Below are 14,054 nucleotides of genomic sequence, written 5' to 3'. Positions count from 1 at the left end.
TTAATAGAACTCTCCTGGAGGCCGTTTTTTTGCCCTCCCAGAAGGGCTGCTCTGGGTCGATTGTAGCCAGTCCCGAAAGACCGAAACCGGCCAAAAGCGGACAACACGAGCATCTCCGAAATCTGAATCGCTTGAGCCTTCCAGAGTTTGCAGCGGTCACATTCAGACACATGTTTTTTGCGTTTGAAACCGCGCGTTCATTGGGTGCTTTCTTTGTGGTGACGAATGGTGGCTTCAGGACTGATCGGAAGCGTCGAGACAGATAAAACCATGAGGAACTTCACTATGATATTGCGCAGGCTAAATCTTGCTCCACGCTCGGCGCTTTGCTTCGGATTCTTCTGCCTGATGATTATTGCGTTGGGGGTAATCGCTCTCAAGCAGGTTGCAAGTTTGAATGCTTCTGAAAAATTCGTAGAAACCAATGTCGTGCCTAGCATATCTCTGCTGGGAATGATTGACAGGGAGTTTGTAAGTATTAGAGGCAGCAATGCGCGGTTGCGTAATCCCGTAGAGCCAGAAAATCGTAAAACTGAAGCACTTGATGATGTAAGGGAGGCCCGAGCTAACGTCCAGGGACTGCTTTCGAAGCTTGAGCAGCTTATAGTGACGCCAATGGGAAAACAGTTTTTTGGTGAGCTATCCCAGAGCTACGCCGGTTTTCAGAAAGTACAGGATGAGTACATATCGTTCATTTCTTCTGGCAGCTTGGATAAGGCTGTCAAGTTATCCAACGAAGCAATGAAGCAGTCTGCAGACACTGTGGAACGCGACATAGAAAAGCTGATTGCGCTGAACAACAATAAAGCTAAAAAGGCAGGCGAAGAAGCTACTCTTATCTACGAGCACGCACAACTGATTGTTGGCAGCTTTATCTTGGTCAGCATATTGGCTGCCACTACTCTCGCCCTGATGTATACCCGCAGTGTTACTAGCCCGCTTAGTCAGTCACTGGCTATTGCCGAGCGTATTGCCAAAAATGATCTTAGCCAGGTCATCGGAGTGCAGGGACACGATGAATTTGCCAAGCTCATGCAAGCGTTGAAAGCTATGCAACATGGTCTTCGAAGTACGCTTTCTTTGATATCTGACTCGTCTAACCAGCTAGCGTCGACTTCTGAAGAAATGCATGCAGTCACTGAGGACGCTAATAAAGGTATGCAGCGTCAGAATAACGAAGTTGAGATGGCTGCTACTGCCGTTACCGAAATGAGCGCAGCTGTAGAGGAAGTAGCCAGAAATGCTTCAGCAGCATCGGAAGCAGCCAATCGATCCAATTCTGCCGCGCTGGCAGGTCGTGCACGAGTAGATGAAACCGTTCAGGCCATCAGTCTAATGGTCGCGAATGTTGAAGACGCATCCCTAGAGGTACAAGGGCTCGCAGTTATGGCAACCGACATTAGCAAAGTTTTGGATGTGATACGGGCTATCGCCGAACAGACCAACCTTCTTGCTTTGAACGCTGCTATCGAAGCTGCTCGAGCCGGTGAGGCGGGTCGAGGCTTCGCAGTAGTGGCGGATGAAGTGAGGGCTTTAGCTCATCGTACGCAGCAATCAACCAGTGAGATTGAGCAGATGATCAGCTCGATTCAGAAAGGATCTGGTGCGGCTGTTTCGGCAATGACTCACACTAACGCCCAAGCTCAGAGAACTCTTGACACGGCCCAAGGCGCAGGGAGTGCGTTGGTGGAGATCACTGAGTCAATTGATAATATCACCGAGCGCAATGTTTTGATCGCAACTGCGTCGGAAGAGCAGGCTCAGGTTGCCAGGGAGGTGGATCGCAGCCTGGTCAGCATACGGGACCTGTCAAATCAAGCGTCAGAGGGATCTAGTCAAACAGCTCTCGCAACTTCTGAACTTACTAAGCTTGCGGTCGAATTGAATCGGCTGGTTAAGCAGTTCCATATGTAGGGTTGCAGATGTGTGAATCCACTCCGGTTTTCTCAGATATTGGGCGACCACTTTTGGCCGGTTACTGCCGGTGGCGGTGGAGACGGGTAGCAATCTACCCATTGCAGCCGGTCAGCACCGGCGGAAATCGGCCAATAGCAGTCATTGCAGGCGCTGAATCGGACGCTGTCGACGCCTGAAGTGATGAGGGTTCGAATCTCTCCTTCACCGCCACATTCTCAAAACGCAAACCCCTGATTTTCCTAGAGAAAGTCGGGGGTTTGTGGTTTTTGGTGTCCGAAAAATAGCCCCATGGGACCACCATGGGACTGGTGCTCTGTTTTGGTGCGTAAAGTTGATCCCGTCACTGAGTGTACGGTGGGCATTTCATTTGGCCGCCGACCTTGGTCCCTCGCACCGGGCGCGCCCATCACAGCGGTTGCGTAACCTTGACCTTGCGTAGATTCATAGCGTGCATGTTGGGCTTATTAAGCCCATATTGATTCGGTATTCAGATCGCTGTGGGTATGCTTAACCTGGAAATTGTTGAATGTAGAAAATTCACAGTAAGGTTCAGCACATCGACACTATGAAGAGGTCCATTAAAACCATTACGTTCGTGTCTGGTCGATTAACACCTAAAGCTCTTTCTGTGGGCCTGGTAGCTTTCATATTTTTGGTATGTGCCATGCTGGTGTCCGCAATTGCTTGGCAGTTAAAGCAGTCGGCGGACGAACGATTGACGAATGCCAAAATCGCTGTCCATAACATTGTTCGCGCTTCTGATCAGCAGGCTCAAGATACCTTGCGTCAGGCTGAAAGTATTCTCAGTAACCTTGCAGAGCGCGTTGAAAATGACAAACTTGACGCCGAACAGAGACTTCGGTTATCGAAAGTGATGGCCAAAAACGTTGAGGCAACCGACGGAATTCAAGGGTTGTTCATTTACGACAAAAATGGCGACTGGTTAGTAAATTCGTTCTCATCAGAGACTGTCGCAAAGAACAATAGCGATCGTTCTTATTTTATCTACCACAAGAACCATCCTGGCTCGGCCATTCATATAGGCCAGGTCATTTTGAGCCGCACCACCGGCGACATGATCATTCCTGTAAGCCGCCGCACCCAATACCCAGATGGCAGCTTCAGCGGCGTGGTTTTGGCGACGTTGTCCGTCGCCTACTTTCAAAGTTTCTTTGATCGCTTAGACGTCGACAAACAAGGAGTGATACTGCTTGCACTGGATAACGGCGATTTGCTGGCCCGCCGACCAATGATTGACGCGCTAATGACGACTAATATCGCAAAGGGAGAGCTGTTTAGTCGATATTTAAAAAGCAGCGACGAGGGAACAGCAAACTGGACGTCGGTCGTGGATGGAGTAGAGCGAATCTATGCGTATAGCCGTATAAAGGGCCTCCCGATAGTCGCAGCAGCAGGATTGTCGTTAGAATCGGTATTTTCAACATGGTGGACCTACGTCTATCAAGCATCCATTATGGTTGTGCTTATAATTTTTGTGCTGACCAGCCTGGGGTTTCTCTTTTACCGACAAATTCAACGTTTGTTGGTGGCAGAAGAGGAACTGCGTCTTGCGCAATGTGATTTAGAGCATATTGCTAAAACAGATAGCCTGACTGGGTTGCCTAACCGTAGGTGTTTCGACGCTGCTCTGGCACAAGAGTGGTCAAGAGCATGCCGCACTGGAAATAGCGTAGCACTTATACTGATCGATATAGATTGGTTCAAACAGTACAACGACCATTATGGCCATGTTCTTGGTGACGAATGTTTGAGGCAAATCGCACAGTTAATAGGAGACCATATAAGACGCCCTGCCGACTTGGCTGCCCGGTATGGCGGGGAGGAGTTTGTAATCCTACTTCCAGAGACGGATCTGGCAGGTGCCATACAGGTCGCTGATAAAGTGCGATCAGTAATAGAAGCTGCAAAAATTGAACACCGGGGCAATGCAGCAGGTATTGTCACCATCAGCGCAGGTGTCGCTTCCAACCATCAAGATGGCGTAATTGTCTCGACTGATTTGCTGGAAAAGGCCGACGGTCTTCTGTATCGCGCAAAAAAACTGGGGCGCAATCGAGTTGAACATCAGGAGCGGGAAGTCCTCGAAACATAGAGTGTCGCTGCTACAGATCGAATCCCCCGCAGGTCCTTTTAAATCAACAGTGCAGGTTTCCTCAGGTCAGCGGCGTGCTACTCAATGCGAATAACGCCGCTTATGTTCAAAAGGCCCCTACACTTGAAGCCAGTGTGGGGGCTTTTTTGTGGGCCGGTGAAAACCAGCCCCCCCTGCGCTGGTAGACCAACCCCCACAGCGGTGGTTTTACGCAGTGACCGCTAATTCGATCAGGAAGCGCCTTCCTGGCGTTATCCCTCACCTCAACAATAATAGGTGAAAGAATGAGCGTCGTATTCTCGCGCAATGGTGTCAGCATGCCCGATCTGGTCCGCACCAAACTCGCCAATCACCTGGCACGCCTCGGCCGCGCAGCAGATGTGCACTCCTTGGCACTGGTCCAAGAGCGCGCAGAAGGTTTTGTGGAGGGGGTGGAGGCCGCACGCGCGCTAACCCCCGCTACGATTGAGGGGTTGTTTATCGCCGTTGATGACGCCGCCGCACGCCGCCGGCGGGAGCTGGCGCCATGAACGGAGAGGCGATCCAGGCCGACACCTTGAGCGCCTTGGTCAGCCAGCACGCGATCCGCGAAACGGTGGTGGGCCGCGTGGTGGGGATTGGCCGAAAGCAGCCTATTATCGCCGCAGCCGCCCTCCCCACCGCGTCCGATGTCGGACTTGTTGGAGAGGATGTACCAAAATCAGCTCGGGCTAGAGGCCGCCCTGATGGAGCTGACGCTTCATGCTGAAAAGCAAGGCGCGACCGAAGTTGGAGAAAACGTTCGGGAAGTCTTGTGGACGACTGGCGAGAAGACCGGGCACATCAAGCTAGGGCTAGCCAAGCTGAAGGGAAAGAGTACGAGTTAGATATAGGTGAGTCGCAAATGGCCACATCACAGTACAATATACGCGTCGATTTCATAATCGCTCCCCCAATAGGTCATTGGCGGCGCTAAACAAGAGAGGGATCTATGCGTCACGCCAATAAAAAAATCCTGTCAGCCAGCATTTTCATCAGCACGCTAATCAGCGGAATCTCGAATGTTCAGGCCCTCCCAGCCCCGGTCGTTACTGGCAGCCTTAATGGTTCGATCTATACCATCACTTCGGTCAACACCAGCTACAACGCGTCCTCCGCTTTGCTGGAGTCCCAGCCTTGGTGGGGAAACCAGTCCCTTGCTTTTTCACTCAATGAGATCTATTACCGAGCACAAAATTCGGGGCTCGTCCTGTTCGCGTACGGTTTGAGTGGAAACTACGTAAGCATTACTTATGGTAGCGGCGGTAGAGTTACTGATTGTCCTCAAGGCTGCCCGCAAAAAACGGGCAGCTACAGCTACGCCACCGGCAGCAGCGAAGTCATTCAGCAGGTCCAACTGACTCTGGGCTCGGTGGCCTCCTCCCTGGCCTCCACTGCAGCTGGCGTGAATTCGATCACCAGCAATATCAACATGCTTATGAATGGTGCCCATAGCCGTCCGCTGTCTCGCCTAGTCGAACCCGGCAAGAATACCGTTTGGTTCGGCGGCGACTGGGGCCGTGATGATCATGGGCGTCGCGAAGGATCCAGCGGCTTGGCGGAAATTGGGATTGGCCACAACTTAGGCTTCGTCCAACTTAATGCTACGCTCGGCCAGACTTGGGCACGGCAGCACCTTACAGACAACGGGCGAGTCGACGCGGATGGCCAATACCTCATGCTCGAAGCCATCGTGCCTGTTTATGAGCCCGAGAGAATCTATGCAACGCTGGGCGGTTTCGGTCACTGGGGGGAAAGCGACATCCGCCGTGGCTACATCAACATGGGTCGCAATGAAGTCTCCAAAGGCAGCCCTAACACCAATATTTGGGGCGTACGTGCTCGTCTAGACTGGGTCGACGCCCTCACCCTGCACGAAACAGGCATTAGTCCGTATGTCGACCTGAGTTACACCCAGTCGCGTATTGACGGCTACACCGAGAAGAGCGGCACCTTTCCGGCCAGATTCGACGGCCAGAGCGACGACTACAGCGAAGCCCGCCTCGGCTTCAATACGCAAACACCCCTACCCCTTGCAGGCTTCAACTTCGTGAGCAACCTAGAAGCGGTCCATCGCTTCGAAGACCGCACCTCTGGCGTCAGCGGCGAGGTCACTGGTGTATTTGACTTCAGTTTGCCAGGAGAACAGGTACGCAACGACTGGGTTAAGGCCGGTGCGGGTATCGAAGGACTGATTGGGCCAGGAAAGGCTACGTTGATGCTCAACGGTACCTCAAAGAGTGAAATGCCCAACCTCTGGCTAGCCGCTTCGTATCAACTCACTTTCTAATCGACACCAGTAAGCTGAATCGCCCCTGGTTCTCTAGACACTCTCCAGGCTCGCTGCGTAACGCTTTTCAAACTCTACCGGTGACAGCTGATTGTTGAAACCATGACGGCGTTTTACGTTGTAGAACATCTCGATGTAATCGAACACATCACTACGCGCATCTTCCCGCGTGGTGTAAATTTTTCGCTTGATCCGTTCTCGTTTCAGAAGCTGGAAAAAGCTCTCGGCCACGGCGTTGTCATGGCAGTTGCCTCTGCGACTCATGCTGGCAACCAAATTGTTTGCCTTCAAAAAGCTGCGCCAATCGGAGCTGCTGTACTGGCTACCTTGGTCGGAATGAACCATCACCTCTTGCTTAGGTTTACGCCTCCAAACCGCCATCAACAACGCATCAATAGCCAAATCACTGGTCATCTGCGCCTTCATTGACCAGCCAACGACCTGGCGAGAAAACAGATCCAGCACCACTGCCAAATACAACCAACCTTCATAAGTACGAATGTAGGTGATGTCGGTGACCCAAACCTTGTTGGGTTTCACGACATCGAACTGGCGCTTCAGCAAATTGGGTGAGGCGACCGCTGGCTTACCGCCGTACTTTCCAGGGCGGCGTCGCTAACCTGTCTGAGAACGCAGACCTTCAAGACGCATCAGCCTCGCCACACGATGACGACCACAATCCTCACCGACCTCGCGCAGATCGTCATGGATTTTGCGATAGCCATAAACACCGCCGCTCTCCAGCCAGGAATGCTTGATCAAAGCCAGCAGTCGCTGGTCGTCTTTGGCGCGTAAAGATTGCGGCTCAGACAGCCAGGCGTAATAACCGCTGGGATGGACTTTCAGCATCAGGCAAAGCCGTCGAATCGAATAGTCGCCAGCGCGCTGCTGGATAAAGGCGTACTTCAGCCGCACTCCTTGGCAAAGTACGCGGCGGCCTTTTTTAAGATGTCTCGCTCTTCAGTGACGCGTTTGAGTTCTGCTCGCAGACGACGCAGTTCAGCGTGTTGATCATCGTCTTGCTGTCGTTCTTCTAAACGTTTGCTATAGCGCTTTATCCAGGCATAGAGGCTATGCGTCGACACACCAAGACGTGTTGCCACATCAGCAACAGGAAGCTTCTTTTCGGTCACTTGATTGACCGCTTGGATTTTGAATTCTTCGGGGTAACGCGGGTTGCTCATGGCACCTCCTAATTGGCCTCAGTTTAAGGCAAAGGGGTGTCTACGAAACCCGGGGCGATTCAGAAGTCATGGCCGCAGAGGATCCTAGGCACGAGCGAACGTTATTTATTGTGGCCACCCTCTTCTCTCTCTATCTCCGAATTTCTGATCTCGTCGGTCGGGACAATTGGATACCTACAATGGGTTCGTTCGAATTTGACGGTGAGAATTGGTGGTTCAACGTCGTGGGTAAAGGTAATAAGTCCGCGAAAGTTAGCGTACGTGACGAATACATTGAAGACTACTTGAAGCGATATCGGACCACCCTTTCCCTTCCGCCGCTGCCGTCTTACAAGGAAAGTACTCCACTGGTCACAACGGTCAGAGGTCGGGCTGGCCTGTCAGATCGTTACATTCGTGCCCTCATTCAAATGGTGTTTGATAAATCACTTCAGCGCATGAAGGACGAGGATCAAACTGACTTGGAGATGGATAAGCTTCGGTCGGCATCCCTACATTGGTTGCGTCACACGGCGGCTACATTTGACGCACCATTTCGCGACATCAAGGATCTTCAAGCTGACTTACGCCACGAGAGTATGTCGACAACTCAAAACACCTATTACAACTCGCTGGATCAGAATCGAGCCAAGTCAGTAAAGGGGCTAGGCATCAAGGATAGGGGTTAGAATTTAGCTAAAGTCAGCAAGCCAGGCGCTGTTGTTCACTGCGTTCAGGTCTAACCGCGGTTCGGGGGCGGTTTACACCGGACCACTGCTAGGAAATGGCACTGTGTACTGCTTGTTCAGGAACAGCCGAACCGGGTACTCACGAACAAATTTCCCTGCGCCTGACAGCGGGCTTACCGATTTGTTGATGCGCGATTGTACCAGCGGCCCCAAGCTACCATCGCGTCACGGTGATGCCTGCGCAGCGACCTTCAGACCTCGGTCAGGTCAGACCAAAAAAGACTTGGGCGTTTCTCCCGAGGATAAGGGCCTTGTCGTCTTGAGCCAGTTCGGGACTCTCAATAACGCCAGAACCGATGCGTTGCTCGCCGAGGGGAAACGGCGAGTCAGAGCCGAGCATGACCCGGTCGCTTCCCATCACGTCTGTCAGCAGTTTTAGTGAGCGCGGATTGAACACTGCGGAGTCGACATAGAAACGTTTGACGTAGCTCGACGGCAGGTGCGGACAATCTTCGCGGACAATGTCGCGGTGCTGCCAGGCGTTATCGACACGCCCCAGCAAAAACGCAAAACCACCGCCACCATGGGCGAAGCACAGACGCAGCGACGTTGGAATGCGCTCGAAAGCGCCTGAAAGGATGAGCGACAAAATCCCCAATTGAGTTTCCGCCGGCATCGCCACCAGCCACGGCAGCATCCACTTACGCATGCGCTCGCCGCCCATCATGTCCCAAGGATGCACCAACACCGGTATATCGTTTTCAGCGCAATGGATGAAGAAGGTCACCAATCCCTCGTCATCAAGATCCTGATTGCCGACGTGGTTGCCAATTTGCACGCCGACATGGCCGGCAGTCTTGGCACGGCTGGCTTCGCGGCAGGCCGCGTCGATGTCTTGCAGCGGTACTTGTGCCAACACCTTGAGCCGGTCGGGCGCGATGGCCGTCATTTCCAATGCGCGATCGTTCATCAGTTGCGCCCAAGGCAGGGCGCGTTCGATGGGGACGTCGTAGCCAAACATGACAGGCGTCGCGCACATGATCTGTACGTCCAATTGCTGCTCGTCGAGATGCTCGATACGCCGCTGCATATCCCAGAGTACGTCGTGCACTGGACGAAACGGTTTATCTCCCACCATGATCTGTCCAGTGCTCCCGGAGGTTTGCAACCAGGGCCCACGGACAGGATCCAGCCGGGCCGCCTCTGCCTGGCTGATGGTCGGAAAAAAGTGCGAATGCATGTCGATTTTCATGGGCGCTTTACTGCTTCAAGGGTCTGGTGCCAGGTCCGCCAGTCACGGCCCGGGTGGATTTCGCCGCAGCCTGGGCAGCGACGCTCTTCTTCGCTGGTGGCGTAGAACTGCTCGTAGACGGGCTGCAAGTCGTTGACGATGCTTTGCAGTTGCATTTCGTAGCGTTTGACTACCGAGCCGCAATGCGCACAGGACCATTGAAACGCATCGAACAAGCCTGCAGGTCGCACGTGCTCAACCACCAGGCACAAGCTGCCAGGCTCCGGCCGTTGCGGCGAATGGAGGACGTGGGGCGCCATCAGGTACATGTCACCCTCACGCAAATCAATGCGCTCGTAGCGGCCGCGATCCCAGATGTTCAGGTAAGCATTGCCCTTGAACTGATAAAAAAACTCTTCCACTGGATCATCATGAAAGTCGGTGCGCTGGTTCGGGCCACCGACGACAGTGACCATAGTGTTGGCGTCCTTCCAGATCTGCTGATTGCCCACGGGCGGCTTGAGCAGATGAGCATTTTCTTCAATCCAGCGATTGAAGTTCAAGGGGGCACTGAAATGATGCTTATTCATCTTGTTCTCCTTGGCGTTTAAGCGGCGAATAGGCCACAGCTTTGATTTCGATGCGCAAGTGCGGGTGCGGTAATTGATGCACGGCTACGGTGGTGCGGGTCGGACCGGTTTCGTCGAAGTACTCGGCGTAAACCTGGTTGTAGCCACCGAAGTCATTCATATCGATCAGATAACTGCTGAGCTCCACCAGATCGTCGAGGGTCGCCCCTTCGCTGCTCAGAATGTCGCGAATGTTTTCGATCACCGCACGGGTCTGCGCGCGAATGTCGAGATTGGTGGTGCCGAGTGCGTCAACTTCGACGCCGACAAAGCTGTTGTCCGAACGTCGCGAACTGGTGCCTGACACGTAGAGAAAATCACCTGCACGCTTGATGTGCGGGAAGCGCCCGCGAGGCGTTGCTTTACCCGCAACAACGGTGGATCGATTGGTGCTCATTGCGCCTCCCCTTGCACTGTCGGAACATTGAAGCCGCACTCACCGAAACCGGCAATTTCGACACTGACATGGGCCCCAGGGCTCAGGGCCTCGGCGGCGGTTGCGGCACCGGCCATGATAAGGCTGCCGGCAGGCAAAGAAATTTCTGCCTTGGCCAGCAACTGCGAAGCCTGCACCAGGCCTCGCAACGGATGGCCGAGAATCGCCGCCGTCGAACCGGCCTGGACCACCCGACCATTGATACGCATCAGCACCCCTGCGTTGGCCAGGTTCGCGAAGTCACGGGACCATGCACCCACCACCAGGCCGGACGACGAACAGTTGTCGGCAACCACATCTTCCAAGGTGAATTTGAACGCCTGATACCGCGAATCAATAATCTCGATGGCGGGTGCCACCGCTTCCAGATAATCGATGGCCTCGAGTTGTGTCAGGGGCCGGTCGATGGTCTTGCGCGTGAGGAAGCACACCTCAGGTTCGGCTCGCGGATGAATGAACCGACTCAGATCGACAAGGCCACCATCCTCTTCGAGCATCGCATCGGTGAGCCAGCCCCAGATTAAGCTGTCAACACCCATTTGAATCATCTTGGCGCGGCTGGTGAAGCCCAGTTTAAGCCCGATCATGCGTTCGCCGGCATCATAGCGATGCTGCATCGAGGCGCGTTGAATCTGGTACGCCTCCTCAAGGGAGAATGGCGTTTGCGTGCTGAACTGCGCCAGTGCTTCGGCTTTTCGTGCAGCGTGATCAAGGGCCTTGGCGATATGCGCGATATGGGTATTCATGGGCGTTGTTCCTTGCGGGCTGACAGCAAATCGAGGGCGACGTCAACGATCATGTCTTCCTGGCCGCCGATCATCCGGCGCTTACCCAGCTCGACCAGGATGTCGAGGGTCTTAAGGCCATACTTGGCCGCAGCGATTTCGGCGTGACGCAGGAAGCTGGAGTAGACCCCGGCATAACCCAAGGCCAGGGTTTCACGGTCAACCCGCACAGGACGATCCTGCAGGGGGCGGACGATGTCGTCGGCAGCATCCATCAAGGTGTAGAGGTCGGTGCCATGGTTCCAGCCCATGCGTTCGGCCGCGGCGATAAACACTTCCAGCGGTGCGTTACCCGCACCGGCGCCCATGCCGGCCAGGCTGGCATCGATACGGTCACAGCCCTCCTCCACCGCAGTGATAGAGTTGGCCACTCCAAGGCTCAGGTTGTGGTGGGCGTGCATGCCCGTTTCGGTTTCTGGCTTGAGCACGGCTTTGAAAGCACGGAAGCGCTCGCGTACGTCCTGCATGCTCATCGCCCCACCGGAGTCGGCCATGTACACACAGGTGGCGCCGTAGCTTTCCATCAGCTTGGCCTGAGCGGCCAACTGCTCGGGGGCGATCATATGACTCATCATCAGGAAACCGACGGTATCCATACCCAATTCGCGCGCATATTCGATGTGCTGTTTCGACACATCCGCTTCGGTGCAATGAGTGGCGATGCGCACCACCCGGGCACCCGCGTTGTAGGCTGCCTTCAGGTCATGTACAGAACCTATACCGGGCAACAGCAAGGTGGCGATCTTGGCATGACTGATCACGTCGGCAGCCGCTTCGATCCACTCAAGATCGGTGTGCGCGGCAAAGCCGTAGTTGAAGCTTGAACCTTGAAGACCATCGCCGTGAGCCACTTCGATGCTGTCGACGCGGGCCGCGTCCAACGCCCGGGCAATATCCTGGACGTTCTGGATCGAATACTGGTGGCGAATGGCGTGGCTGCCGTCGCGCAGGGTAACATCACTGATGTAGAGCTTTTTATTGATGTCCATGATCGTCTCCTCAGGCGCTCAAAATCGACTGTGCCATGCGCTCGGCGGTGGCCAAGGCAGCAGACGTCATGATGTCGAGGTTTCCAGCGTAGGCTGGCAGGTAGTGGGCGGCGCCTTCGACTTCGAGGAAAATCGAGGTCTTCAAGCCCGAGAAGGTGCCCAGCCCCGGAATATGCAGCGGCGCGCCTTCAGAAATCACATCGAACTGCACCTGCTGCTTGAGGCGATAGCCCGGCACATAGGCGTGCACTGCAGCGGCCATTTCGATGATGGAAGACTCGACCAATGCCTGGTCAGCCGCTTCGGAAAGCACGAAAACCGTGTCGCGCATCATCAGCGGCGGCTCGGCCGGGTTCATCACGATGATCGCCTTGCCCTTGGTGGCGCCGCCAATCACTTCGATGGCTTTTGAAGTGGTTTCGGTAAACTCGTCGATATTGGCGCGGGTGCCGGGACCGGCGGATTTACTGGCGATCGAGGCGACAATTTCAGCGTAGTGCACCTTGGCCACGCGGGACACGGCAGCGACCATCGGAATCGTCGCCTGGCCGCCGCAGGTGACCATGTTGACGTTGAGCTGATCCAGGTTCTGTTCCAGGTTAACCACCGGCACGCAGTACGGACCTATGGCTGCCGGGGTCAGGTCGATCAGTCGGATGCCGGGTTTGATCGAGCGCAGGAAGGCATCGTTCTTGACGTGGGCACCGGCCGAAGTGGCATCGAACACGAAGTCGATGTCTTTGAACACGTCCAGCCGGGTCAAGCCTTCGACGCCCTCATGGGTCACCGCCACGCCTAGCCGCGACGCGCGGGCCAGACCATCGGAGGCCGGGTCGATACCGACCATCACCGCCATTTCCAGGTACCTAGCGTTACGCAGGATCTTGATCATCAGGTCGGTGCCAATGTTGCCGGAACCAATGATCGCGACTTTAAGTTTTTTGTTCACGCTGCGGTTCTCGCTCATTATTGATGGTCGAAAGCAGCAGTGACGCTGCCCAGGCCCTGGATATGCGCGGTGAACACATTGCCCGGCCGCGCAGCGACCATCGGCCCGAGTGCGCCAGTCAGCAGAATGTCCCCGGCGCGCAGCGGAACGCCCAAACGCGTCATGGTGTCGGCGAGCCACAACGCAGCGTTGAGCGGGTTGCCCATACAGGCTGCGCCAGCACCGACCGAAACCGGTTCGCCCGCGAGCGTCATGCTCATGCCGCAACGCACCAGATCGAGCTTGTCCAGTTGCACTGGGCGACTGCCAAGCACGAACAGGCCCGAAGACGCGTTGTCGGCGATGGTGTCGACCAAGCGGATGTCCCAGTTGGCGATGCGGCTGCCGACGATCTCGATGGCCGGCAACGCAAATGCGGTGGCGCGGATCAAATCAGCCATGGTGTGCTGTTCGTGGCACAGGTCGTGTTCCAGCACCAGGGCAATTTCCGCTTCAACTTTTGGCTGTGCGGTGTCAGCCCAGGCGATGGGTTGGTCGTCGCCACGGGACATGCTGGCGAACAGCAAACCGAAGTCCGGCTGATTCACGCCAAGCTGTTGCTGCACGGCGCGCGAGGTGAGGCCGATTTTGCGGCCGACCGGCCGCATGCCAGCGTCGATTGCCGCTTGGGTGTTGTACTGCTGCACGGCATAGGCGAGCGCGACAGGATCAGCCGTCGGGTCGGCAGCGAGCGCACTGGCAATCAAGTCGCGCACTGGCGCGCAAGGTTGCCCGCTGCGTTCGGCCTGGCGCAGCCGACTTGCGGCTTCAATAAGGTCTTCATGCATGGTCGATGACTCCAGACG

At 55.1% G+C, this 14,054-nt stretch carries 12 protein-coding genes and 3 pseudogenes; 7 read left to right on the top strand and 8 right to left on the bottom strand.

Going from position 1 to position 14,054, the window contains the following annotated elements:
• Positions 1-225: 225 nt before the first annotated feature.
• From HU722_RS29275 to HU722_RS15045, 6 genes and pseudogenes are all read left to right on the top strand, one after another.
• Positions 226-1,056: pseudogene (locus tag HU722_RS29275) on the top strand (MCP four helix bundle domain-containing protein); the annotation flags it as partial.
• Positions 1,033-1,914, top strand: a complete 882-nt coding sequence (locus HU722_RS29270) for a methyl-accepting chemotaxis protein (protein WP_437182537.1) — start codon at positions 1,033-1,035, stop codon at positions 1,912-1,914. The pseudogene HU722_RS29275 and the gene HU722_RS29270, both read left to right, overlap by 24 nt.
• Before the next feature lie 667 nt (positions 1,915-2,581).
• Positions 2,582-4,030: a sensor domain-containing diguanylate cyclase gene (locus HU722_RS15055; RefSeq protein ID WP_225930628.1), complete on the top strand. Its 1,449-nt coding sequence runs from the start codon at positions 2,582-2,584 to the stop codon at positions 4,028-4,030.
• 284 nt (positions 4,031-4,314) lie between these two features.
• Positions 4,315-4,560: a hypothetical protein gene (locus HU722_RS15050; protein WP_186753818.1), complete on the top strand. Its 246-nt coding sequence runs from the start codon at positions 4,315-4,317 to the stop codon at positions 4,558-4,560.
• A gap of 138 nt (positions 4,561-4,698) precedes the next feature.
• Positions 4,699-4,896, top strand: a complete 198-nt coding sequence (locus HU722_RS28870; RefSeq protein WP_225930627.1) for a hypothetical protein — start codon at positions 4,699-4,701, stop codon at positions 4,894-4,896.
• A 104-nt stretch (positions 4,897-5,000) separates the two neighbouring features.
• Positions 5,001-6,338, top strand: a complete 1,338-nt coding sequence (locus HU722_RS15045) for an autotransporter outer membrane beta-barrel domain-containing protein (RefSeq protein WP_186753816.1) — start codon at positions 5,001-5,003, stop codon at positions 6,336-6,338.
• Positions 6,339-6,371: 33 nt separating this feature from the next.
• Here HU722_RS15045 and HU722_RS15040 read toward each other — a convergent pair.
• A pseudogene (locus HU722_RS15040) lies at positions 6,372-7,522 on the bottom strand (IS3 family transposase).
• Between the two features lie 59 nt (positions 7,523-7,581).
• On the opposite strand from HU722_RS15040, the pseudogene HU722_RS15035 reads away from it, so the two are divergent.
• Positions 7,582-8,190, top strand: a pseudogene (locus HU722_RS15035) (site-specific integrase); the annotation flags it as partial.
• Positions 8,191-8,452: 262 nt separating this feature from the next.
• Here the strand turns inward: HU722_RS15035 and HU722_RS15030 are convergent.
• Genes HU722_RS15030 through HU722_RS15000 form a run of 7 tightly spaced genes read right to left on the bottom strand, consistent with a single transcriptional unit; the run spans position 8,453 to position 14,036 of the window.
• Positions 8,453-9,442, bottom strand: a complete 990-nt coding sequence (locus HU722_RS15030) for an amidohydrolase family protein (RefSeq protein WP_186753814.1) — start codon at positions 9,440-9,442, stop codon at positions 8,453-8,455.
• A complete protein-coding gene (locus tag HU722_RS15025) occupies positions 9,439-10,011 on the bottom strand; it encodes a 3-hydroxyanthranilate 3,4-dioxygenase (protein ID WP_186753811.1) in 573 nt (190 codons plus the stop codon). Before HU722_RS15025 ends, HU722_RS15030 begins: the two co-directional genes overlap by 4 nt.
• The gene (locus tag HU722_RS15020; protein ID WP_186753809.1) at positions 10,004-10,447 is read right to left on the bottom strand and encodes a RidA family protein; all 444 of its coding nucleotides are present in this window, start codon (positions 10,445-10,447) and stop codon (positions 10,004-10,006) included. The genes HU722_RS15025 and HU722_RS15020 overlap by 8 nt, the downstream gene beginning before the upstream one ends.
• Positions 10,444-11,232, bottom strand: coding sequence for a 2-keto-4-pentenoate hydratase (locus HU722_RS15015; RefSeq protein ID WP_186753807.1), 789 nt, complete (start codon positions 11,230-11,232; stop codon positions 10,444-10,446). Before HU722_RS15015 ends, HU722_RS15020 begins: the two co-directional genes overlap by 4 nt.
• A complete protein-coding gene (dmpG, locus tag HU722_RS15010) occupies positions 11,229-12,260 on the bottom strand; it encodes a 4-hydroxy-2-oxovalerate aldolase (protein WP_189683555.1) in 1,032 nt (343 codons plus the stop codon). The genes HU722_RS15015 and dmpG overlap by 4 nt, the downstream gene beginning before the upstream one ends.
• Before the next feature lie 10 nt (positions 12,261-12,270).
• On the bottom strand, positions 12,271-13,227 hold the full coding sequence (locus tag HU722_RS15005) for an acetaldehyde dehydrogenase (acetylating) (RefSeq protein ID WP_186753805.1): 957 nt from the start codon (positions 13,225-13,227) through the stop codon (positions 12,271-12,273).
• Positions 13,227-14,036, bottom strand: a complete 810-nt coding sequence (locus tag HU722_RS15000) for a fumarylacetoacetate hydrolase family protein (protein WP_274611398.1) — start codon at positions 14,034-14,036, stop codon at positions 13,227-13,229. Before HU722_RS15000 ends, HU722_RS15005 begins: the two co-directional genes overlap by 1 nt.
• Between the last annotated feature and the right edge of the window lie 18 nt (positions 14,037-14,054).

This window comes from Pseudomonas tritici, assembly GCF_014268275.3.
GTDB lineage: Bacteria > Pseudomonadota > Gammaproteobacteria > Pseudomonadales > Pseudomonadaceae > Aquipseudomonas > Aquipseudomonas tritici.
This window is presented reverse-complemented; position numbering and strand designations above follow the sequence as displayed.